11 protein-coding genes are annotated in these 22,551 nt (G+C 45.2%); all 11 read right to left on the bottom strand.

The window, feature by feature from the left end; translation table 11 throughout:
• Positions 1-50: 50 nt before the first annotated feature.
• The gene (brxL, locus tag ACN0RF_RS10410; RefSeq protein WP_417438956.1) at positions 51-2,135 is read right to left on the bottom strand and encodes a protease Lon-related BREX system protein BrxL; all 2,085 of its coding nucleotides are present in this window, start codon (positions 2,133-2,135) and stop codon (positions 51-53) included.
• Between the two features lie 16 nt (positions 2,136-2,151).
• Positions 2,152-3,552 carry a DUF7017 domain-containing protein gene (locus ACN0RF_RS10405; protein ID WP_417438955.1) on the bottom strand — a complete coding sequence of 467 codons (1,401 nt, stop codon included), beginning with the start codon at positions 3,550-3,552 and terminating at the stop codon, positions 2,152-2,154.
• Positions 3,549-6,350, bottom strand: a complete 2,802-nt coding sequence (locus tag ACN0RF_RS10400; RefSeq protein WP_417438954.1) for an NERD domain-containing protein/DEAD/DEAH box helicase — start codon at positions 6,348-6,350, stop codon at positions 3,549-3,551. The genes ACN0RF_RS10405 and ACN0RF_RS10400 overlap by 4 nt, the downstream gene beginning before the upstream one ends.
• A gap of 55 nt (positions 6,351-6,405) precedes the next feature.
• Positions 6,406-9,087: a BREX-1 system phosphatase PglZ type A gene (gene pglZ / locus ACN0RF_RS10395; RefSeq protein ID WP_417438953.1), complete on the bottom strand. Its 2,682-nt coding sequence runs from the start codon at positions 9,085-9,087 to the stop codon at positions 6,406-6,408.
• Positions 9,088-9,123: 36 nt separating this feature from the next.
• On the bottom strand, positions 9,124-10,782 hold the full coding sequence (gene pglX / locus ACN0RF_RS10390; RefSeq protein ID WP_417439054.1) for a BREX-1 system adenine-specific DNA-methyltransferase PglX: 1,659 nt from the start codon (positions 10,780-10,782) through the stop codon (positions 9,124-9,126).
• Positions 10,783-10,844: 62 nt separating this feature from the next.
• Positions 10,845-13,856 carry a reverse transcriptase domain-containing protein gene (locus ACN0RF_RS10385; protein WP_417438952.1) on the bottom strand — a complete coding sequence of 1,004 codons (3,012 nt, stop codon included), beginning with the start codon at positions 13,854-13,856 and terminating at the stop codon, positions 10,845-10,847.
• Positions 13,857-13,908: 52 nt separating this feature from the next.
• Positions 13,909-14,424, bottom strand: a complete 516-nt coding sequence (locus ACN0RF_RS10380) for a toll/interleukin-1 receptor domain-containing protein (protein WP_417438951.1) — start codon at positions 14,422-14,424, stop codon at positions 13,909-13,911.
• Between the two features lie 7 nt (positions 14,425-14,431).
• Positions 14,432-16,426, bottom strand: a complete 1,995-nt coding sequence (gene pglX / locus ACN0RF_RS10375; protein WP_417438950.1) for a BREX-1 system adenine-specific DNA-methyltransferase PglX — start codon at positions 16,424-16,426, stop codon at positions 14,432-14,434.
• A 29-nt stretch (positions 16,427-16,455) separates the two neighbouring features.
• Complete coding sequence (locus tag ACN0RF_RS10370) at positions 16,456-18,213, bottom strand: DUF262 domain-containing protein (protein ID WP_417438949.1); 1,758 nt, start codon at positions 18,211-18,213, stop codon at positions 16,456-16,458.
• A 22-nt stretch (positions 18,214-18,235) separates the two neighbouring features.
• On the bottom strand, positions 18,236-21,916 hold the full coding sequence (brxC, locus tag ACN0RF_RS10365; protein ID WP_417438948.1) for a BREX system P-loop protein BrxC: 3,681 nt from the start codon (positions 21,914-21,916) through the stop codon (positions 18,236-18,238).
• A gap of 58 nt (positions 21,917-21,974) precedes the next feature.
• A complete protein-coding gene (locus tag ACN0RF_RS10360; RefSeq protein ID WP_417438947.1) occupies positions 21,975-22,550 on the bottom strand; it encodes a DUF1788 domain-containing protein in 576 nt (191 codons plus the stop codon).
• Position 22,551 lies beyond the last annotated feature (1 nt).

Raw genomic sequence — 22,551 nt, 5'->3', positions numbered from 1 at the left:
ACTAGACTCACTCGTCGCTTCGCGAAGTTGAAACCGAGTCCTTATCTGTATTAACCCACACCTAAGGCCTTATAGACGGCATCGACAGGCTCGGAGTAGAAGCTAATCTGAAACTTCGAAAACAATTCGGCCGGTACAGTTGGAATGTCAGAAGCCGATGCCATGGGCAGCAAAACACGTTTAGCACCGCTATCAAAGGCCATCTGTAATGTATCTGCGAGGCTCTCTACCGGGTTTATAACTCCGCCTAAGCTCATGCTGCCTAGCACGACCATTTGTTCCTGCATTGGCTTCTTGAGCAGCATTGAGCAACAAGCTATTAGTGACGCCATACTCAAACTAGAAGCAGGGCCTGTATGGTGCAGCTCAACCACATGGAGGTGATATTCAAATTCAGAAAATTTCGCTGAGGCACTAATACGATTTAAGTTACCTTTAAAGTAATCAAAACCGATGCGTATTGCTTCCTTTGCTGCGGATGCTGAACCTTGCTGTCCAGAACCAACACCTGAAACTGAGTGCTTACCGTTGCCCGGCATCATTTGCGTTTCAATTCGGTACAAACCAAGTTGTCCGCTAGTACCTCCGCGGGCTACCGCATGAACTACACCAGGTTTTGGCATTCCCTCCGGAATTAAGGAGCTTCCTCCTTGCTCGGGTACGCTCACAAAGAACTCTTCTAACGACTCGTTATCGAGATAGCTAAAATGCACATCAAAAAACTCCATGCCACCAAGCTTTTTAAGCTGTTCTTTTATGCGACGGCGAACCTCAAGTGCGTAGGTTAAGCAAGCTCGAACATCTTCTTTTTCGAATTTTCCGTCCGGGTGCATTAGCTTTAATAACCCTGAAGTAGTTCTGCGAACCCCGATAACATCACGCTGGTTCAGGTTGTTACCAAGCTTAAAATATTTGTCGATAGCGTCAGCAAAGCCGCGTTTACGCATTTCACGCATGTATTCAGCAAGGTAATCGGTAATTAAGCCGTAGCGATTCGTGAAAAACTCGGGTCGCATTTTTGGCACTTCCCAACCTGGAATATAGGCATGGAAACGGTCAAAAAACGCCGTATCAATCATGGCATCTGGAAACGGTGCCAATAGATGGCTGGTTTTAACCAGTGTATCCACACTTTGATTGATATTACCCACAAACACCATTGATGCTTTCGCTTCAATCGAATCGCGACCACGCGCAAATGATCCAGACGCCATATAGTCTTTCATGATCTGCACGCCGTCTTTGTCTTTAAAGTTAATACCAGCCACTTCGTCAAAGGCTACGATGTCCCACATACCAACTAAGCCAACCTGGCGCGAGCTCATGTTATAAAACAAGTTCGCGACCGTGGTTTGGCCTCCGGAAACCAATATTGAGTTGGGTGAACATTCTTTATAAACGTGCGACTTACCCGTACCGCGCGGACCAAGCTCGCACACGTTGTAGTTGTTCTCGACAAAGGGGATCATCCGCGCAATTAAATGCCACTTCACCCGCTGCTCAAGGTTGGCTGGCTCCATGCCGATTGAACGTAATAACACGTCCATCCACTCGTCTGTATTGAACTGAGCACGAGCTTGGAACACCTCATCCATGTCCATCGAAGGCATCTGAATCGGTGCCAGCTTCTCAATTGTAAATGGCGACGTTTTCTGTCCTTCCTCGTAAAAGTATTTAACGGTGATAATGCACCAAATACCGCCCGTTAGTAGCTTCTCGTTTTCTTTGACTAACCGCGATGGAATAACTGCATCCTTCACGCCGAGATTCGACAGCTGCGCTTCATAAATATCTTTTTTCTGATTCAGCTTCACGCCCACTTTATCAATCACTTTATAAACTGTTCGCTCGCGGATAAGCGATTTCACCTTTTCAGCTTCATCGGGTCGTACGTAATTGTCAGTAAGAATTTTCTTAACGTTCTTTAAGCCTTCCTCAACAATCTCAGGATGATCCGACGCACAATACATGCCCAACAAATACTCGAGCACGTAAACAGGAACATTTGCACCTTCTTTCAGTTGCTTTGTAAGGTCTTTACGGACCACACGGCCCTTGAAGTAGTTGTTCAACTTCTTGTCTAAATCCAGACCGCTCTGATGATCTGCTTCTGTCTGCTGCTCAATTTCTGTCATTTTTCTCACTTCCAACTTAGATGGCCTGAATCGTAATCGCTTTTTTGCCATATTTTTGTTTTTTCTTATCGAACGCAACTATCGCTAAACCTTGAACTGAATCGCCATCTGATACGTCACTTAGCAGGTGTGGCGGAACAAAGACATCTTCCACAAAACCTAACTTGCGCTCGGAAGCGCCAACCACACGTAAACTGCCTTCGTAGCCTTCTACATCAGAAACTACAGCTAAGCTTACGGGCTCAGTTCTGACAATTAAGGGCGTTCCAGCGGAAAAATCTCCAAACAATTTAAGGTACGTTCCATTTTCCGGTAGTTTCCCGTTTGGAAATAAAGATCGTTCAACCCAAACTTGGCTATGGCGATTCAAATATACAAATACCTTTTTTCCAAAACGATGTTTATCAGTCACTACGCCATTCGCTGATGTTATACTGTCTAAACATAAATTCTCTGCATCAACAGACCACTGCTTCAATTTCGGCCATAGTGCTTGAGTATCCTCGTTACGGACAAACCATGACGCACGGGTATACTCAAGGACCTCTTCTTTCAAATTCCAGCCACTGCTTTCATAGATTCGAATAATTTCATTTAGTAGTAAGAGCGCGTCTGTTTTGTCATCATCCTTCGCCTTGAGTGCTAGTGCATTTTTCAAGCTTTTGAGTCTGAATTTTTCATCATGTGAAAGTAATATCGCTTTTGCATATAGTTTTAGAGCGTTGCCAGGTTCATGAATGTAGGTTTCACCGAGAGCATTCCAAGCCCACCCATCTGCTTTTTTCTCACGTAATACTTTTCGAGCGCAGTCTCTTGCTTTTTCAATCTGTCCAAATTCAACATAAAAGGATACTAGGTCGTAAATCAGCCACAACTTACCTTTATCACTATCTTCGGTTTTCTTGAGTGCATAATTCGCGAACGCATGGGCTCGCTGGACATCCGACAGATTGGGGTTTAGGGCTACAAAAGTAACAACCTTTCTTGCCAGCCATAATACGAGGCTAGGCACCTCTCCCTGCTCAGTTTTGTATGGAACGTGATCATTTTCATCAAAAATACGACTGCCACTATCAAGCACGAAATTAACAAGCTCCGCCGTTACTGTGCTAATATTTTTGAAGAGAATAAAAAGATACTTGAATTCAATATCAGTATCCGCTTGCGCAATATTCAGACGTCTAATTACACCACACCAATGATTGCATTGGTCTCGCTCGCTATCAGTGAGGAAAACATTTTCTCGCTTTGCAACACTGCCAGTTAAATCCTTTAACGCTGCATATGCAATCCAATACAACGACATTAGCAAGAACTTATTATCAGGGTCATCTTGAAAGGCTTTTTGCCCTAGACTCCAAGCATCCAAGTACTTACCCTCACCTTTTAAGGTTCTTATATCGTCAAACACTGTCATGTCTCTTGCACCGTAACGCGTTCCAGTAAATTTGCGATACTCTCTGAACTCGCTTTTAGTAGTGAGAACTTGGTTACAAAGCCCTCGCCATTAAAAATAACCTTGACCTCTGCTGTATCTGGAAGCATCTGCAGACTCAAAATTAGTTGGTATGGATGCTCGATCACAGAGAGAACACTAACCTGATGTCGATCTAATACTCTTCGCAGGGACTCATAGACGTCTTCTGCATTGGCATCCTGCGCAATGAATTTTCCCTGTAAGGTGTCGTATAACGCTTGTTTATCTTCCGTATCCGATAAAAGCTCTGCATCGACTTTAAAACTCTTCACTCTCAGATCTTTATCGTAATTCAAGACGACACTTACAACATCTTCCTCGCTAGGTTTAGCTAACTGAGCCTGCACCCGATATTGACTCTCTTTCCAACCAACCAACCGGAAATTCAAAATCTCCGCTCTCTCAAAGAGAGTAATCGCCATCGGTATTAATGAGTCTGAGATCGCAAGCTTAGATAACTGTGAGGCTTCTTCAGGAGATACGCTTCTATCGCGACTATAATAGAGCGGTCTCTTGACCTGCATATATTGAATTTCAAAAGACTCTCGTTCTGCGTGCAACAAGTTCATTAACGGTGAGACATGCGGTGGGTTCTGAACAAAAAACTTGTTCGAGGCCGTTAGTGAAGCTGTGTACAACCACTGAAAATAGTTCTTATTCGAAACCGCCGTTCCATTAGGTCCTTCTTGAGCATTTATCCAGGTTTCAGGCCAGACTCGCCCTTGAGCTCGATGAACCGTCATTGAGTGGGCTAGTTTTATGAATGCGGCGGAAGCGTACCCCATGCTTTGTAAGGTCTGGAGTTCCCACAGGTCATAGGCTAACTTTTTCTCTCGATAGCTAGGATCTTTTTTATCCGGTAACTGACTTTTGCGTTGGGAGAGAATAGTCTTCGCTTTGCTACGCGCAATTACATTTAATGCCACCATCTCATCAGGCGACAGTTCGTTATCCTGGGAATTAGTAAAGTTCAGTAAGCATCTGCATTCAACTTCACCAAGTCCCTGGACAATAACTTTTAGTCGAACAAAGTGAAGTATTGCGGCTGTTCCTCGTCCCCGTAATTCTTGTTGTAAAAACTCTTCATCGAGAACTTTTACGACTCGACCTAGGGAGCCTGAATCTATCCATTTAAAGTTAACACGAGCTAACTCATCGAGAAACGGATCATCTAACTCTGTATCGTCAGAAAGAACCGGAGTTCGGTTATAAAAATCAACCCAATCACCTTCCTGTATAGAGTCAATAGCTGTGTGCTTGAGAAGCTTACTCTTTACCGCGTTGTTTAAAATCGCGGCCTTCCCCTTCGTCGGTACAAGCATCATCGACTGCTGCAAATTCGACTGAAGATCTGGCTTCCATGACTTATCGCCACCCTCTAAAACATGTAGCCTCTTGCCCGCACTAACTTGCAACGCGTTAAACCTAGATTTTTTCATTGATTTCACTAGTTCTAACTGTAACTTCTCTAGTGCAGAGTCTTCTTCTCTTGAAATATTCTCGTTAAGTTCAACCGCTTGGATTGCGAGCTCAAATCGATCATACACGTTCGTCAACAATAGTGACGACTCCTCGCCAGCCCTCCCTAATTGATAAGGGTCACCAATAGCTACCAGACGGGAGCCTTCCTTTTTAATCATTTCCAGAAAATCATTAATTAATCGTCCGGAGCCATAACGGCGATCGCTGCGCATAAGCTCGGCGTCACTAAACAAATGTGCGTCCAATACAATAACGATTGTCTTTGAAAGGTCGGTCGGCGTCCGAATCTCGTGAATGGCAACTTTTCGACCGCCATCATCTTCAATCGAGGTGGGGGACTGCGAATACAAGTAACTATAAGCCGAACCAACTTCTATACCTAACCCTGCATATCGCCGCGCAATGCGTTTGCTCGGCGCCAGAAACTGAACCAAATATCCTGCATCCACCGCTTTAGCTTTTAACAAAGGAAGCAGTTCTCTTTTTCCCGTGTTGATCATCCCTTTTAACTGAAAAACTTCTTCGCCTTGGCTTAACCACTTCTCGAATTGGCCCAACCCATCATGTTGACTTTGCGTGAGTGTTAACTCTGATTGTTGTTCACTATTAGATGGGTCAGCAGATAGATCGTACGTTTGTCGCTGTGCATTTGATACACGTATTTTCGGTACTTTATAAACTTCTATACCAAGTAACTCCGGTATTTGGTCTTGGTCATCATAATCAAACCGAATTTCCCGGCTTACGATGTTTTCTAAATCACGCACAAAACTAGCTTGATCAGTAATATGGAACCAACGGTTTAAGTGCCCAGGAACGGCGCCATAATCCATTTCCATGGGCTGCTGGAAAACTACAGCGGCAGCAACATGGCCCCAGTTACATTGAAGATCTGAAAACTGGCTCTGAAAAAACTCAACTAAAGCGCGTTTATTTTTCTTTAATTGAACAAACGGATTAACACTTGCTCCACCCTTGACCTCTGCGTCAGCACCTTCAGGCGTTTTTATTTTCCAAGGACCAGCCTCTGAGAATTGAAGCTTTCCACCATAATCCTTGAAATCCAGGGCGATTATCGCATTGGGTTTTACAAGCAGAGCATCAAGCTCTCTGCTTCCTACGTGGACATTTCCGAGTAAATGCCAGTCATGGGAATGACTCTCACAGTGATGAGTCAAAGCGTCACACAGAAAATCAAAAAAACGATTTTCATGAGTATGCTCGAACGCCTCACCCCTAAATATTTTCAGTCCCATATTGCCTCCATGCGACTCTGGCAATTAAGCACAAGAATCTGCTTTATTGGCTTAATCAGAAAAAATCATCCTGAATCGCCAAATCAATTCGCACCGAATAAGTGTTGTATTCAGTTCTGGCTTGGTCATCATTTTGCAGCACTAAGGTGTAATTCTTGGTGCGATCGAAGTGCGAGCCTTTAAGTTTAATCATCACATTTCTGGTGCGTTCATCTACCTTACTCCCGGTACTGTCAAAGTTCACGGTTTCGATCGCCGACACCATATTGCCCTCGGAGTCACGAATGTAGATATTGAGCTGACGTGCATTGAGTCGCTCACTCACCGCATCCGTTTGCATAAATCGTATCGAGTCGATGTTATTGACGATTTTCAGTTGCTGCGCGGCAACAACCATTACATCGACTGGTTTACGCTCATGCTTTTGTGCTTGCTTTTTGTCCAACGCTCGTACTTCAAGTACAGGCACGCATACTTCCTGCAGTGAAGCGCCACCGTGGACAAACTTTGCGCCACCAACGAAATGAAAACGCTGCATGCCCTTGGGTAGCATAAACTGAGTATCACTGCGGCCACCGGTGGTGTCTTTCAATACACCACGCCAACAGGCGTCCGCCAACGGCAGATTCTCACCAACTATGTAGCGTTTTTTTGCTTCCCGAGCGCCGTCTGGCTTTTTAATTTCCAGCGTCGTTTTCTCATGCTCTTCCATTGCTTGTTGACGGAACAAGAAACCGTGATCGGCGGTAATAACCAACCGACTTGCGTTTAAACGATTGATCACGCGACCCACCAAATCTTTCAATTCACTGATAGCATCGCGGCAGGCAGCAAAGGTCCGCTCTTCAGTAGCGGCTTTATCACCAATGGCATCAATGGTGTCATGATAGATATATACCACTTCGGCATCACGAACGGCGTCACGACCTTGCTGATTACTCCAAGCCATTATTTCTTTGAAGCTTACAGCCATGCCATTTACGCGTTGCAGTAGTTTGTTGCGGCTCTCTAATCCCTGTGCTGATGTTCCATCGACGGTAACTACAGTTGAGCCAGATCGTTCGTCATAAGCAAGGCCTGAGCCAGCTGCGGCACGCGGTAACAAAGCAGCCATACCGAGCTGCGTATAACTTGGCAGCACGCCAAGTTGACTGGCTAGCGAAGCTTTAAAGCGCTTTTCATTATTAATCGAATTGGTAAGCTCATGAGCAATTTCATAGCGTAGCGCATCAGATACAATGACGAACATGCGCTTCATTTGTGTATCCTTTAATCGCCCGCGCACTTCTTGCTGGAAAAAACCATACTGGTTGTGTACACCGCTTACTGACCATTTTTCCATTAACCCTTCTTTCTCGATCAGGTTGTCCCATGTCATACCCGCTTGCGTGAGATACCAGTTGGAGTATATGCGTTCAACTTCATCGTCTAGCTCCCGCAGAATGTCAGCACCTTTGCTTTGCACATGATGCGCGTGCTCATTGAATAAGCGATACGCCTGGTCAAACTGATACAAATCTTGTTCGTATGCTCGGTACATGGCTTGCGCGCTGTCAAAATGAAAACCATCGTTGTGGGTGCGGCGCAAATGCAGCAACAACTCGCCATAGCGTAAGGCTTGGTAAATTGAACTGTACTCAGATTTACTCTGTGGCCAATGTGCCATTAAACGCCGTGACAACGCCGCTTCAAAGTCAGAGCGTTCTAAGCGTTCACCTTCGGTTAATAACGCGCGCACCGAACCACGAATAATGGCTTGTTCAATACCTTCAAAGGTTTCACATTCAAGCAATACACTTGGTTCATAGCGCTCAAGCTGCCTAGGCAGTTCAAGTAAACGCTGTAACTCGTGGGCGATGGTCTCATAGGCTTTTGAGTGTTTTTTACTGTCCCGCCAGCCACTCATTAAGGCATTCGCAGTAGCGCGACCGGCTGGGGTTTTCAGTACGTTATGTTTGAGCCAGGTCTTGTCACCATCGGCCACACTAAGTTGGGTATAAAGCTCGGTACAAAACAAACGCAGCACAAACTGTTTGATACTGGGTTCATCGCTTTCGTAGCCGTAGTATTTTTGCAATAACGCAAACAAGGGCACATCTAAATCAAAACGAGCCAGTTGCTTGAGCATAGGTAAGCGTTTATCGTTTTTACCGTCATACTCGGTTTCATCTTCATCCACCTCGGGCGCGATCACAACTTCGGCGTAATGCTCAAACAGGCTAAATAAAATCGAATCTAAGCTGTTAGTTTCGGCTTTGGTCAACACGGCCATCATACGCAAATCAAGCTGTAGTTCGTTTTCTTCACCCGTGAGTCGTTTTTGGAGGTCGCTAATACGCTTTTTACTGGCAAAAAACGCTTTACGCTGACTAATGTGCGCGCGCAATGACATACGCTGTAAACCCAGCTCGGTAATCAATATTGAGCTTTGGTCGGCATAAAACTCAGGGCTGTATTTGCGAATATCAAACAACCAGTCATTCACCACCGTAGGAGCAGGCTCTGGCGAATACAGCAGAAACTTCTGCGCTGGCTCGTCGAGCTCCATCCGCTTCTTGGTGGCAAATACAGAAACATCAGCCAGGTTCACCACACGTAAGTTCGCGATATCGCTCTCAAGTTCAGAAGTCAGCTCTGGCAAGTCATCGGCAAAGCTTCGCTCTGGGTCGTGCCAAAACACGATTCGCCCCTGCTCAAACTTCTTTTTAATACCTTCTGCGAGTTTTTCTAATTGCATAATTTTCTGCGCTTTAGTTCCTGCGTTTTAATCTAGTTAGGGCTTTTCACCGGTGATGTCTTTCACATTCGCCAGCAAATCACCAAACTTGCCGTAGTTCACCTTCACGCCATCGTCTAAATCGAGCGAGATGAGCATATCCGCATAATGCTTGAGTTTGCTGTCAAACTCACGCAACTCATTGAGCTTGCTTTGATACTCTTTCAGCTCTTTGCCTAATTTGGTTTTCTCGGCGGCGGTAGCGCTAGTTTGCTGCTCTTCAATATGACGAATCTGGCTTTCGTATTTACCCATCAGCGGGGTTACGTACTCAGTACGCATACGCGAAAGCGTGCCTTCATTGTAGCGATGTAAGTACACCAAACACTCAAAGGCTTTTTGTTTACCTGAGCTAAACAACCAATAAATCGGACGCTTCTTGTAGGTTTTCATGTGGTCTTTGTAGAACTGCATCGACAAATAACGGCGAATCGTTTCCATCGACGTTTCGCCTTTTTTTGGCTTAATCGCATGCAAGCAAAGTGACTCAGCGACGAAATCTAAGTTCTCTTGCAAGGTGTCTTCACTCCACACCACTTTGACAAACTCGCGGAAACGATTAGTGACGTCATCCGCAAACCATTCTTGATCCGTTAATGGCAAAATCGCATCGTCATCCGGCCTGAACTTCGGTGATGGGATTTGTGCTAAGTAATCTTGAATGGTTTCACCTTGACTGGCGAAAATAAGGCCAGATTTGTCGAGGGAGTAGCGTCCCATCATGCAGCCTATTGCATAAGAGATAAGATCTTTTAAAGTTTCGCTCCTTAAGAGGTTTTCAAGTGTTTCGCTATCATATTTGGAGCCGAACCGGTAAGTTGGATTGCACAAGAGCGTAATACGCTCCTCGTCGACTTCTTCCTTTATCTCTTCATCAAGCTCGTAAGACTCAATAAATAACTTATTATTTCTAATCTCTAATTCACGTACTTTCGACTGCCTCTTTTTCCAGCTTTCTCGAAGCTGCATAAAAGCCAATCTAGTACTCGGCTCACTTATTTCAGTAATAGGATTTGATTTAAAATCAAATGAAAATTCGCACTCATCCCAATCCAATTTTGTTTGCTTGATTAACTCTTCAGCCACGTCTCTAACTTCGGTACTAGTGAAGTTCGGTGCCAAGGTGATCTTCCGAAAATCCCCTGACTGAAAATGAAGTGTCGGATTAAGTATCTTTGACCAATAGTTCGCGAAGTTTGAATTTAATAAAGCAAGGCCAATAACCGTATAATCATTATTTTTAAAAAATGCAGAAGGACCTGAAGCATCAAAAATAAAACCCTCTGGCAAATATCTACAGGATAAATTCCCACTAGTAACATCGGACCATGTAATACCAGATTTAAAATAAAATTCCTCTCCTCGCGCACATGAGTTCTTTTCCTCCTTTATTTCTTTGCCATTATTTTCCCAATTCACCACATAATCATAATTACCGTACCACTTTCGAAACGGACCGCCCTTGTTATAAAAGAACCACTTCACTGATAATTTATTAAATGAAACTTCGTACCAACCTCTAACGTACCGATCGTTGTTTCCAGTTTGCACGCCATTCGATGATATAGCGAAATTTGAAATTGCTGGATACTTTTCAAAACAACTCAATTCCCTCTCACTAGCCCAATAAGCCACCGGACTCCCCGGTATCTTCATAAAATCCGCAGCAGAAGCGCGATAGAAATGTTTGTTCATGTCCGTATTTGTTTGTTCGCTCATTAGGCGTCTCCTTTGGGTAATGCTTTGCGGTCATGCGCCATATCGGTGTTGAACCCGTCAGGGACCGGTTTGAATGGTTTTGATGGTGATCGATGACTTGATTGGAACTCGCGCAGTGCTTGAATATCAATTTCACCAGTCACACAATAATCGTGAATACCACCTTTTACTCGCAATACGTCACGCTGATAGCGCTCTTTGGCAGGCGAACGCACACGACTATCACCGTACTTACGGTCATTCACCTGAATAACATAGGTATGAACATCCAGCGCAGTGGCTTCAACCAGTGAATTGAATGTCTCTGTATCGGTATTCCATTCCGGTACAAACAAGGCATCAATTTTACCGCGTAACGCCGCTCTGTAATGGATATTGGTTAACTCACTGCAGATCATCAGCGCAAAGCGAAAGTTTCGGTGTTCTATAATGGGGGGCGCTTTCCATGTTTGCTTTGGCTGCATGGTCACACCGCTTAATCGATAGATTTCGCGCTCTTCGTGCAGTGCTGGTGACTGCTTGTCTTGACGATAAATTATCTGTGAAGGAAAGCCCAAGCCATCATGGGTTAACGACGCCCAAACCTGATTCCGCACTCGCTTTTTAGGGTCGTGTAAATACTCAATTCCAGTAATGAGAGAAATGCCTTTGCCTTTCAGCTTATCCGCAACACGAATAAACCATTTTGCTGGTAACGCCAGTTCAGGCAAAACCAAATACCCAGCGCCATCTGGCTGATCGAGCAAATGGTTCAGCATACGATTCAACCGCTGATACCGCCCTAATGCATCGGGATCGACATTCTTAGTAACCGCCGCAATAAAACTCTCATTCTCAGTTTGCCAGCTCGACACAGCAATGGTTTGCTTGCTCTTGATCTCACCGTCCGGAACGGACAGCACTTGATTGCCTTTTTCAGTCTTAAATGTCGGCATCTTCTCACCAAGATCAAAACCGCGTAGCGCCCGCATAACCCGCTTCAGCTCTTCTGTCTGTTTGCTGTCGAATGGATTTGGGCAAATCAGACTGAGCTCATTTAATGAATATGGCCTTGTGCTGAATACAAGTCCTGAAGGCACAACTTTCATTTTCATCCAGTTCGCAAGTCCTTTGACAGGTTCGAAGCGCTCATGATCTGATTGAGTAAAAGATAAATCCGCTGGCTCCTTAAGCTTTCGTTTTACTGGCACATGCCGAGCTTGAATAAGCTCTCGCGGCAAACCAATAAACCGAAGCGGGTTATGAGCGAGGTCGTAACGGAATAGCCGCCGTGTTTGCTTTTGAATCTCTGGAATTGAGGTAATGAAATGCTCTTTATATCCCACATAAAACCAAAGATGCTCGGCAACTTTAAACCAATCGAATTCAGTTTCCTCGTACCAAACTTTCTTCGCATTAGCACTTAGCTGGAATGGAAACGCTGCAATAATGTGCTCAAGCACCTCGTTCAACAGTTTATTCTTCCAGCGATTGATTCGTTGGTCCTTGTCGTCGACGCCAGAGTCTTTCTCTATACCTGCAATTTTGATTTTATCGAGGTCGGATACGCTATCGATAAGTTCAAGCAGCGATCTCATCATTTTACCGAGATATTTAAAGTCTTCACACACTGCTGCCAAACGGACGATACGTGGCACATAAGCGGCCAGCTGAAAATACTTTTCGGGTACGAATACGTGGGTAATGACCGCTTCGTAAAAAGCATGACGTATTTCCTCCCAAGCTTTTGGCGGGAGATCTCGTTCATAAGCTTCGAAATCACGTAACTTTATGGCAAAGCTGGCTCTGTTAAGCGATAGCGCATCAGTTTTTCGCAAGCTGTCCGCGTGTTCGCCATTACTATTGGTGGCTTTCATTAAGTCAGTAGCCACTTCAATGGTGTCCATTGGTAGCTTCGGAAGAGAGCGCCATTCACTCGCGCGATGATTAATCTGCTCGGCGATTGCATTAATCATCGTTTGGCCTTCAAGCCCATCAAGCACAAACGCCTTGTTTTTCTCATTCTCGAAAGCAATCTCTGAGTCTTCTAGGTACTCGGCTTGGAATCGCACCGACTTCTCATCTTGCATGAGAGTGTTGCCGGATACGTTTGCAATCAACTTCCAAAGGTCCTGTTGACTACAAATTTCAGTAGTATTCTCCAACACCAACATGATGTCATCGACATAACGACCGTAATATAGAGGCCGTAGTTTTTTCTCAATAATTTGGTCGAGTTCAAATAACGCCAAGTTGGCGATAATAGCCGAGGCAGGTAGGCCCACTGGCAGCCCTCGCCCCAATGGAGTTAGCTTGGCCCAAGCTTTTACAGCCCCAATAAACAGCTTATTTAATGTGTTTTGATCAGCGCTTAACTGAATACCAATAAGCTTATGGAATTCCTCGTTCAGCATGAAATCAGGTTGGAGCCGGTGGTAATAGCTAGTTACATCGGCTGTTAGTGCAACAAGCTTCTTATCCGCCTTTAGCCCCTTTTGCATCGCTTGAATGCCATCGTCACGCCAGTCTTTGAATGGCTTTAAATACGGCTTAAAAGAGCCTAATGAAAGCTCGTTAAACTGCTTTTCACCTTTCTCTTGCCTGCGCAAGCGACTACCGCGCACGCTATCGCTTAACTTTGAGTCAAACTCAGCACCAACTTCCATAATCCAAAGTGCTGCAAGCACATGGAGATCCATCGTGCACTCGGCCATCAAACGAAATGTTGCAGTGTGTTCTGCTGAATCACCCTCACATTGTCCATATTTATTCTGTGAACGTGCTGTTGAGGCGAACACAATGCCTGTTTCGTCTTTGGCCACGCATTTACAGTCAACATCACCAACTTTGCGCTGTTGGACTGAGTAGCTTTTAGGTATCAAACTCCACGAGCCCAGAAAGCTTTCTTCTTTTATCCAAGCGACAGATTTGCCGTTAATCTTTTTCTGCAATCTCTTGAGGTTGTTTTCAAGATCATCTTCATAATCGGCAATAGCTAGCAACGATGGATTACTTGCGTAATACAAATCCACTTTTGCTTTGCGGTAGGCTGTTACCAGTCTGCTGAAGCTGATGTCCATGGCTCTAATCCTTGTTTTTCTTCGTTGCCGAGCTTTTGATGTCGCTTAGCTGCTCAACCAGCTGGTCATGCATAGCTTCATACAAGCGCATTACAAACTCTTGACGGCGCTTGGATTTGAGCTCACTGAATGCACGCGGCTGTTCCAGTCCTTTTGCATCAAGCCGGAATATTTGCTTAGCCTGCAGGCCCTTCAAATCATGTCGTTTAAAGTCGATAGGTGCTAATGCGACAGGAAACAGCAACGGCTTTTGTACCAATACTGGCAGCTCTTTTTCAGTGATGTATTGAGATTGCAAAAACGCTGGCGATAAAAGCAATAGACCAACATCGCAGTGTGCCATAGCGGTGTGAATACTCTCGTTCCAATCAGAGCCTATGGATATTTGACTGTCTTGCCAAAATTCAAATTCAAAGCGCGCATCCGCCCCAGCGTAATCGCTCAGCATTGCCATAAACTGCTGCTTGCCGGTTTTGTTGCTTCTGGCGTAGGAGACGAATACTTTTATTCTTCTTTTCATGCTGCACCTATCCACTCTGCTTCGCAGCGCCCATATTTCGCTCGTTCAATGGTGGGAAATCTTCAGGACGATTGTCATCACTAAGGTCGCTATGCTCCACGAAGCAATATGCTCCTTTTGTAAGCGGGCTGCCAGCGCGTTTCATCACTGTACCAGATGTTCCAAATGCGATGCCCATAACGCCGTTAGCCATGTGTACCAAGCATTCAATGGACGAGTTCTCGAGAATATCCTTTCTCATCCTCTCGTAGGACGACAAGAACATCCATGACTGCATGGTAACCATAGCGTTATAACGATGGTCATTGAGTAACTTGAAGCCACGCTCCATAAATATCGCAAACAAATCCGACTTACTGTTCGGGTAGGATTTTTTAGCGAAATCTTTCAGTGCTACATTCATGCCTTTGCTGCCCATGTAAGGCGGGTTGGCAATCACAGCATCGTAACGTAGCGCCAGTATCCAAGCTTGCTTGATGTAAGGTACAAGTTTGCTTGCTGCGCTTCGCTGTATAGCATCGCCTTCGATAGTTAAACGCTGCAGTTCGGCCAGTAAATAAGCTAACGCTTGCGCTTTATCATCAGACACTTCGATTAATGAACCGAAGGTCTTTGCGTCATTAAAATGGGCTAAGGTCTCTTTGAGTAGTTTGTAACGCTCATCGGCGCTGGCGCTGCTCAATGATTCATGGCTATCCTCAAATAATCCCTGTGAAGTGCCTTTTTGCCAATCGCCAGTGAGGTTCAGCGCCTGCCATAACTTATCAATCTTCAAATGCTTGGTTTCTTGCAGCGCTGCAATATTCAAATGCACATCGCCACTGGCTACGCGGCTGAACAAACGGCGGTCATCTTCTCGGGCAAGCATCATTAAAGTAAAACCTGCAAGTTGCCCAGCACGGTCGTCGATGTCTAATCCATACAAGTTATGCTTTAAAATTAGTTGTGGAATATCACGGCTACGATACCCGCGCTCTTCGTAAATGGCTTTCAGTACTTTATAAGCTTCCACCAGTATGTGACCTGAACCACAGGCGGGATCGAGCACTTTAATGCTCTCGGGTTCAATACTTGTAGGTGTAATGGCTTTTAACTGCGCCATTACCTCGTCCGGTTGTTCACCTGGCTCAATGTAATACTGCATCTGTTGCTTAAGTGGTGAATCTGGATAGGTCATTAACCAATGCCGACCCAAAGAGTTTTGTACTAAATGCTGCACAATCCAGTTCGGGGTAAATAACTGGGTGGCCGCTGGGATATCTTCGCTCTTGACCACTTTACCAATCACTTGGTCTTTCTTTTCCGAGATATAAAACTGATACAGCCAGCCGATAATCTCAACGTCTTGCCAGTTATCTTCGGGAATGTCGTCCACTAAGCCACGAATCACCGAATCGGTGCGGGTGAGGTTATCAGGCAACAATAGCTCGGTTTCATCGTCGAGCTTTTCAAATAAAAACGGCATGGCTTCATACAGCTGATGGCACTGGCCTAAAATCAGCTCACGGAACAAAGCCTCGTCTTGATCGCCCGCGAGCTTCAGCTCTTCAATATGCTGGCGGTTCAGCCCTAGGCTATCGGCCGCCTCAATGGCGTGGTCGAGAACTTCAAAACCATGCTCCTTCGTAGGGTGTGATAGAACGCGAAAACCATGCTCGAGGTAGCCCACTCGTAGTTCCATGAAACGAATGGCAGAAAAACGGTTGAACCAGGTGTAGGCCACGTTTTCAAGTAGCACCTCAAAACCAACGTCTTGTGCGCGCTTGGCTAGGCGTTCACGTTGCGGTGCTAATTTGGCATCAAAGGTATTGCTGCCAATCTCCAGTACCGAACCTTGCTGGGTCGCTTTGCTCACTCGCGCTTTGAGCGTGTCCTCAGCTTTAGTCCCCTTGGCTGGCTTCTCTGGCGCAAAAATTCCAAATAGGTTTAGGCGCTGTTCGACTGCTTTTTTGAATTGGTTGCGCGCTTTTGGTGCATAACTTTTTACGTGTTTAGTGTTCATTAAAAACTTTCCTTGATATCTCGAGGTCGTCAAACTACTTTGCTCGCCGGAGTTACAACAGACCGGATACGTGCCTTCAGGAGCTTCTCTCTATCCTCATAGAAATCTAAAAACTCACTTATCGAATCAGGAAGCCAAGATATAGCCTGAGACTGAAGATGGGCTTTGCGAGCGCTTTCGTCAGGCCACTGCTGAATATACCAGTCATTAGGCATTTTCTGACGTTTCTCGTTATTTACTGAACCTTCCATTAATTGCAGGTTTGGTAATCTATTTACGTGATCCTGATATAATTTATGTCGTTCTTCTGGGATGTTAATTGAACTGAGTTTTTTTGAGCTAAATAGACCTTTCGGATAAATATGATCGACATGAAAATGTCTTGAGAAATCAAAACCACAGAAGAGCAAGCTGAGCAGCGAGAAAGCTCTAGGGTTTCCATATTCGAGCTGCACTAATTCGTCAATCTCTTCATCATCGAAACGGAGTGACTTTCCACGTTGAGCCATTGTTGATTCAATTTGGGCAGCGGGGAATGAATTATTACCATAATTTTTAATGTCAACACGTATAGCAGTAAGAAGCGTATCCAACCCACTACCCCATATTCCAGATGCCTTTAATAGAGAGCGCAGAATCCAACTTCTAATGGAATCTCTGTCCTTTGCAAAAGCGGATCTTGTCAAATATCCAGAATCTAAACTCCTGTGGTGAAGATAATAAGCAATTGGCAATATTACACTCGTTGCCCGCAAGTTTTGACCGTTAAAACCGAAGCCCGCAATCAGTTGCACTGAGAGTGTCAATGCCTCTCTTATAGAGTCCCACTGTTCCTCTAGCTTCGCCATATTTGTTTTATTAAAGTTTTCTACCTTAAAGCCTACACTACCAATGTCTGACAGCATTAACCCTGTTTTTAAAACAAGATCCTTGCTGATTTGAAAGCCATCACCAATATTATTTAATTCATCAACTAAAGAATGAATCTCCTCGCGCGCATCCAAGTTAGTCCATTGAGCGACAGCTATGGAAAGTAAGAGATCTGAATATGAAAGTACTGTTCCTCCGCTGTTCATTCTAATAAATATATTTAGTACTCGTTCAAGATCTTGTTCAGATTCTTCGTAATAAAAAATCATAGGTTTATGGTGAACAGTCCTAACAAGATGCCTTAAATTGGACCTTGCTACATCGCGCTGCTCCCGAGCAAGCGATTCGTCGTCTGTAACCTCATCTATTAAGAGATCCTCATCATCCTCAAGGACTCGACAAACTCGAAACCAAAATTCAGAGTTGGTTCTTTGTATCGCGCGTTCTTCAGTAAGAAACTCAAACTGATATACAGAGCCGGTATCAGGGTCAAGTTTACTAAATAAATTTAAGTAGAGTTGACGAACAGGAAACGCATCATCATTTTTCCACCACTTTCCACTCAACTTCCTAGCATAGGAACCACGTAAGCCAATATTTAAAGCTGTAATGCGCTGTTGCCCATCGAGTACAGCTGTAAATTCACTGTCCGGTAATTGAGTGACATTCTCACAATGGTGATTATCTCTCTCGTGGTAGTGCGTCATAAACTGGTAAAATTGGTATTTCTGGCGATTCGCTGGCTTTATTTTCCAAAACAAAAATGTTCCGAAAGGGTAACCTTGAAGCAAACTATCAAACAGCGTGCATATCTGTTCTGGTTTCCAAACAAACTCTCTTTGAATAGCTGGTAACAAATATTCTTGGTCTGCGACTTTATTTAACAAGCTACTAACAGTTCCACCGGATTGATACATTAATCTATCCCCATTGACAGGTTTACTTTAAGCGCACGCGGTTACCGTTGCGAACTTCGGTTAATAGTTTTTCTTCAAGCGCCTGCAAGTATGCTTTCACGTCTGCTTCCGATTCTAAAAACTGCGCCGTAGGCACTTCTTTACCGGGCTGCACGGTTACAATTTTTTTCACTACGGGTTGCGGAGCTGGCTTTGGCTCTGGTTTGGGAATCGGCTCGTGTACGCCGCCGGTTTCATTTTCTGCTTCTGACTGTTTTGAACGCTGCTCTGCTTCCTGCGCTTCTTCTTTCTGTGCTGCTTCTTTTTGACGCTGTGCACGCTGCTCAATAAGCTCGTTAATCGCATCGTAGGCCAGCTCTTCTTGATCGGGAAGCTCTGAAACAGCGGCAATCAAGTCGGGAATGGAATGGCTGTTACCAATGCGCTGCTTGCTAAGCTGCAACGGGCGAAGCACTTTGTTTTTAAACTGCCCATCGGCTTGCACCGAATCTAGCTCCTTTTGTATTCGCTCTAAACAAGCCTCAACGGCGCTATTCGCAACGTCGCGTTGTGCTGCAACCAGTGCATCGTTAATGCTGCGCACGGTTTCAATGAGTGGTTGCACTTGGCTTAAATGCCCGTAAGGCTGGGGCATATCGTAAATGCGTTCGAGCTTTTCCAGTGCTTCCGCTGCTTTGGTGTCGCGTCGCAAATTCGTATCGTTCACCTGGAAATCATGCATGAGCGCTTTGGTCAGGTTTTGCCAGGTGTGGAACTGAGCCGTGTAGAAATCGTCAAGATCTTCAAAATCCTCCACTAAATCCAGTAGCGAGCTCTGTTGCTCCACAAAGCTCTCCACTACGGCATAAGGGTTGTCGTTCCCCAGCACTTCATTCACAACTGTGAGCGAGTTTTCAATCAAGTCTTTCCCCGGGAACTTGCCCGTTTCTGATTTGGATTTGAATTTGCTTAACTCACGCTGGTATTTCAGCAAGTTCTCGCAAATAAAGTTGGCGAGCTCTTTCTCTTGCGTACCGGTAAAACTGCGATTAAATACTTGCTTGGCGAGCGCCACCGCTTTACGTATTTGAGCTTCGTTGTGTTGACGTACTCTCATCACTTGCACTTCTGCACGCTGACGCACACTTGTCATCGGTTCGTAGGCATTTCGCAGCAGTAGCGGGGCCTCCCGCGTAAGCGTAATGCGTCCTGCTAGACCGAGCCGCGCAACAATTAGTAAGATTTCATTAGTTGGCCAACCATAGGGCCGCCGCGTAAAGCGTGTTTCAATATCAGTTAAGAACACCTTTTCGTTGCGGTCATACTTGATCGCTAAGAACTGTTCGATCTCTTTTATGGCTTCTGCGTTGACCGCTTCGCCATCGAGGTCTAACGCATCTTGCGTAGTATCGTCCGAAGTAAGCACCGCTCGCAGTTCGTGTAGCACGTCGCCCGGTGTTAGCTTAAGCATTCTCAGCTTACTAAAGCTGTTCTCTATTACATACTTGTACGCTTCTTCGACAATGCTTTGCGGGCTACTGGCTTTAATTTGCAGCTTTTCACCAATGGCAAAAACCTCAGCATCTTTAAACAGCTGCTCAAACTCGCTGACTAATCGTTTGCCGCGCTGTGAGTTCTCAAGCTGCTTATCACGCAGCAGGTGCTCTTGTTCAGGGCGTTGGCCACCGGTTAAGCTGATAAAGCGAGCGGTTTGAATGAAAGTGCGCAGCTCGTCGTAAATACGATCGTGCGCTGGCAACTTCATCAAAATGGCGCCGTCGTTGTTGCTTGCAGTTCTACACGCCTGATCGTGGCTAAACTGTTCGTAGTTCAGATCCAGCGGCGAGATGATTTTCAAGATTAAGTCCGCTTGCAAGCTGCCATCTCGTGGATGGCCATTACAATAGCGTGCAATAGGGAAATCTTGCTTGTTCTCTGGGTACCGGTATTTGTTTTGGCGTCTTAATACTTCGTCAAAAATAATCTCCGACAGCTTGTTGGTAACTTCCGCACCTTCAATATCCGTATGGCGAATTTCGTTCTCAATCTCTTTTTCTTCGTTGGTTAAGAATACGAACTCGTCACCGTTACGCGCAATCAGTACCTGACGCTCTAAACGATTTAAGCTCTCTTCAATGGCTTTGCGTAAATTGATTTTATCGGCGTCAATTTGATCAATACACAGGGTTACCAGGTTATCGAGTGTGCTTTTCACTACATCCACGTAGCGAATCAGGAACAGAACTTTGAGCACTTTGCCGTCGAACTCTGTCAGTGCACTGTTGTTTACCGCCTGCTCAATAGTTCGTTTTACTGCAGGTTCAAGGAAGCTCTCTATTGGCGCATAGAAACTGTAAAACGGCACAAGCACATCAAGCTTTTGATCTTTGATTTGTTTGGCCGCATGTTGAAAAGCATCGAGTAACGAACGCTCACCCATTGCCAGGTGTTTACCCGTTGCGCCCTTGGTACGAATCGCCTCGAATACTTTTTGCACCAGCTCGTAGTGATACGGCACAAAGGGATAGTTAATCACGAAGCTTTCAGCGTCTTCATAGCGCTTCAATGCCGCCGTGGTGGTTTCGTCGAAGGTCAGTTGGTTTCGTAAAATATCACCCTTTTCAGCAAACTCTTTTTCCAGTGCCGCCCGGGCTTCAGGTGTTTTCTCGAGCAAACGCTTTTGAATCACTTCTGAGGTATTGGTACTGGAAAGCTGCATGCGTGTGGCAAAACGGCCTTGGATTTTTGAGAAGTCTTGCCCTTGGATCTTATCTAAGTGACCAATTGCTTTGTCGATATCGGCTTGTGCAGTCACCACCAACCACGCACGACCACCACAATAGGTGCCTAGATCTTCTGCAATGGTTTGCAACTTGAGCATCATTTTTGAGTTTTTGCCGATGAACTGCCCTACTTCGTCGACCATGAACAACACATTGCGGTTGTTGTTGGCTTCACTGTATTCGTTGATCCAGCGGCAGAAATTGCGAATGTCCAACGGGAAGTTCTTCTCTAAGCCATCTACCCATTTAACTGTTGCCTCGAGGGTTTGCTCGCTGGCAAAGGCAAGCGCTTCAGCCATGTCATCCCGGTAAAAATCAAAGGCGTCACGCTCTTTTTCCCATGAAGAGCCAGTCAGTTGGTTAAACTTGTCTTTAAACTTTTGATATTGCCCGCGCTTATCGAGTTCACGCTCTAAATGCGCAATGAAAGGGTACTCCGCGCAATAGCCGACACGTTCGTTAAATACGCGCAGGAATACTTTCAGAATGGCATCGTCGCGATCTTCGGTATTCGCCCGCGAGTCGATGTTGAACAGGATTACGTCGGTGTCTTGAGCAACTGCTCGCTGGATATTACCTAGTAGCAGGGCGTCACTAATTTTCTCGCGGAAAAACTCAATCGCTTCGCGCTCAGCGCCATCTTTAGCAACTTTGCGGTTTTCGAGCAAATAACCGAGAATTTTCAGTAAGTGCGATTTACCTGAGCCAAAGAAACCCGATATCCATACTGCCACTTTACCGCCACGAGCTGCCTCATTAGGTTTTCCGCCAGCTTCAGGGGTGTAGGAATCGAAGAATTCAGTAATGTGGCGATTGAGCTCTTGCGTCACCACATACTCATCAAGTTCAACAAAAACACTTTCCTCGTCTTTCTGTTCCGCTTTTACAACGCCGTTGATGTTCCGTGTGAGTTTCTTGGTAAAAATCTGCTCAATGTTCATTTTTGCTTCCTGCTCTTTTAAATTCTTTATCTCGATTGTTGAAGCCGCGAATAGTGTGTTAGGGCACCAATTTAAATGCGCGGTAATAATTGCGTGATTCCACTTCACCAAAAGGCTGTAGATTCAGACCGCTATAAGTTCCGGGGTAGAACAACACAAGCGGCGTGTGGCCCATTACATCTTGCAATGCGCTCAATAACTCATGCCCACGAATCAATGGCCAGGCATTGCCAAGCCCAGAGAGAATTACAAAATCCAGCTCGGTAAAATTGTATTTATCTGCCAAGTAACGAGCGATTTTATCTTGCTGTAACGGGCCCGAAAGATTCTTTTTAAGAGCCTCCAAACCGACTTGCTTTTCACGCTCACAGGCACGTTCAAACAGCCCCCGCTCTTCAAGTAGCGCTACTATTTCTGCAAAGATATGAATATGCTCAAAGGTATGGCGTTTTTGCAGCCGCTTGTTGATGTGTTCGAGCTCTTCGCGCACTACTAACTCGTGTTCGGCCGGGTAGTCAAAGATCCAGAACCCAATTTCATTCCCAAGGCCATCACTACTCAAAAATTTCGGGCTTTCGATTTGCTCAAGAACCTGATTTAAACGCTCACGAAGCACTTTTAACGAGGCCGACACA

Origin of the sequence: Idiomarina sp., from assembly GCF_048260185.1 — a bacterium.
GTDB lineage: Bacteria > Pseudomonadota > Gammaproteobacteria > Enterobacterales > Alteromonadaceae > Idiomarina.
The sequence above is the reverse complement of the archived record's forward strand: the minus strand, read 5'-3'. Positions and strand labels throughout refer to the sequence as shown.

What these genes read in the sequence shown, in the direction of transcription:
- ACN0RF_RS10405 (WP_417438955.1), bottom strand. Translation starts at nt 3,552, where the DNA reads ATGACAGTGTTTGACGATATAAGAACCTTAAAAGGTGAGGGTAAGTAC.
- ACN0RF_RS10400 (WP_417438954.1), bottom strand. Translation starts at nt 6,350, where the DNA reads ATGGGACTGAAAATATTTAGGGGTGAGGCGTTCGAGCATACTCATGAA.
- brxL (WP_417438956.1), bottom strand. Translation starts at nt 2,135, where the DNA reads ATGACAGAAATTGAGCAGCAGACAGAAGCAGATCATCAGAGCGGTCTG.
- pglX (WP_417439054.1), bottom strand. Translation starts at nt 10,782, where the DNA reads ATGAAGATACCGGGGAGTCCGGTGGCTTATTGGGCTAGTGAGAGGGAA.
- pglZ (WP_417438953.1), bottom strand. Translation starts at nt 9,087, where the DNA reads ATGCAATTAGAAAAACTCGCAGAAGGTATTAAAAAGAAGTTTGAGCAG.
- pglX (WP_417438950.1), bottom strand. Translation starts at nt 16,426, where the DNA reads ATGAACACTAAACACGTAAAAAGTTATGCACCAAAAGCGCGCAACCAA.
- brxC (WP_417438948.1), bottom strand. Translation starts at nt 21,916, where the DNA reads ATGAACATTGAGCAGATTTTTACCAAGAAACTCACACGGAACATCAAC.
- ACN0RF_RS10380 (WP_417438951.1), bottom strand. Translation starts at nt 14,424, where the DNA reads ATGAAAAGAAGAATAAAAGTATTCGTCTCCTACGCCAGAAGCAACAAA.
- ACN0RF_RS10370 (WP_417438949.1), bottom strand. Translation starts at nt 18,213, where the DNA reads ATGTATCAATCCGGTGGAACTGTTAGTAGCTTGTTAAATAAAGTCGCA.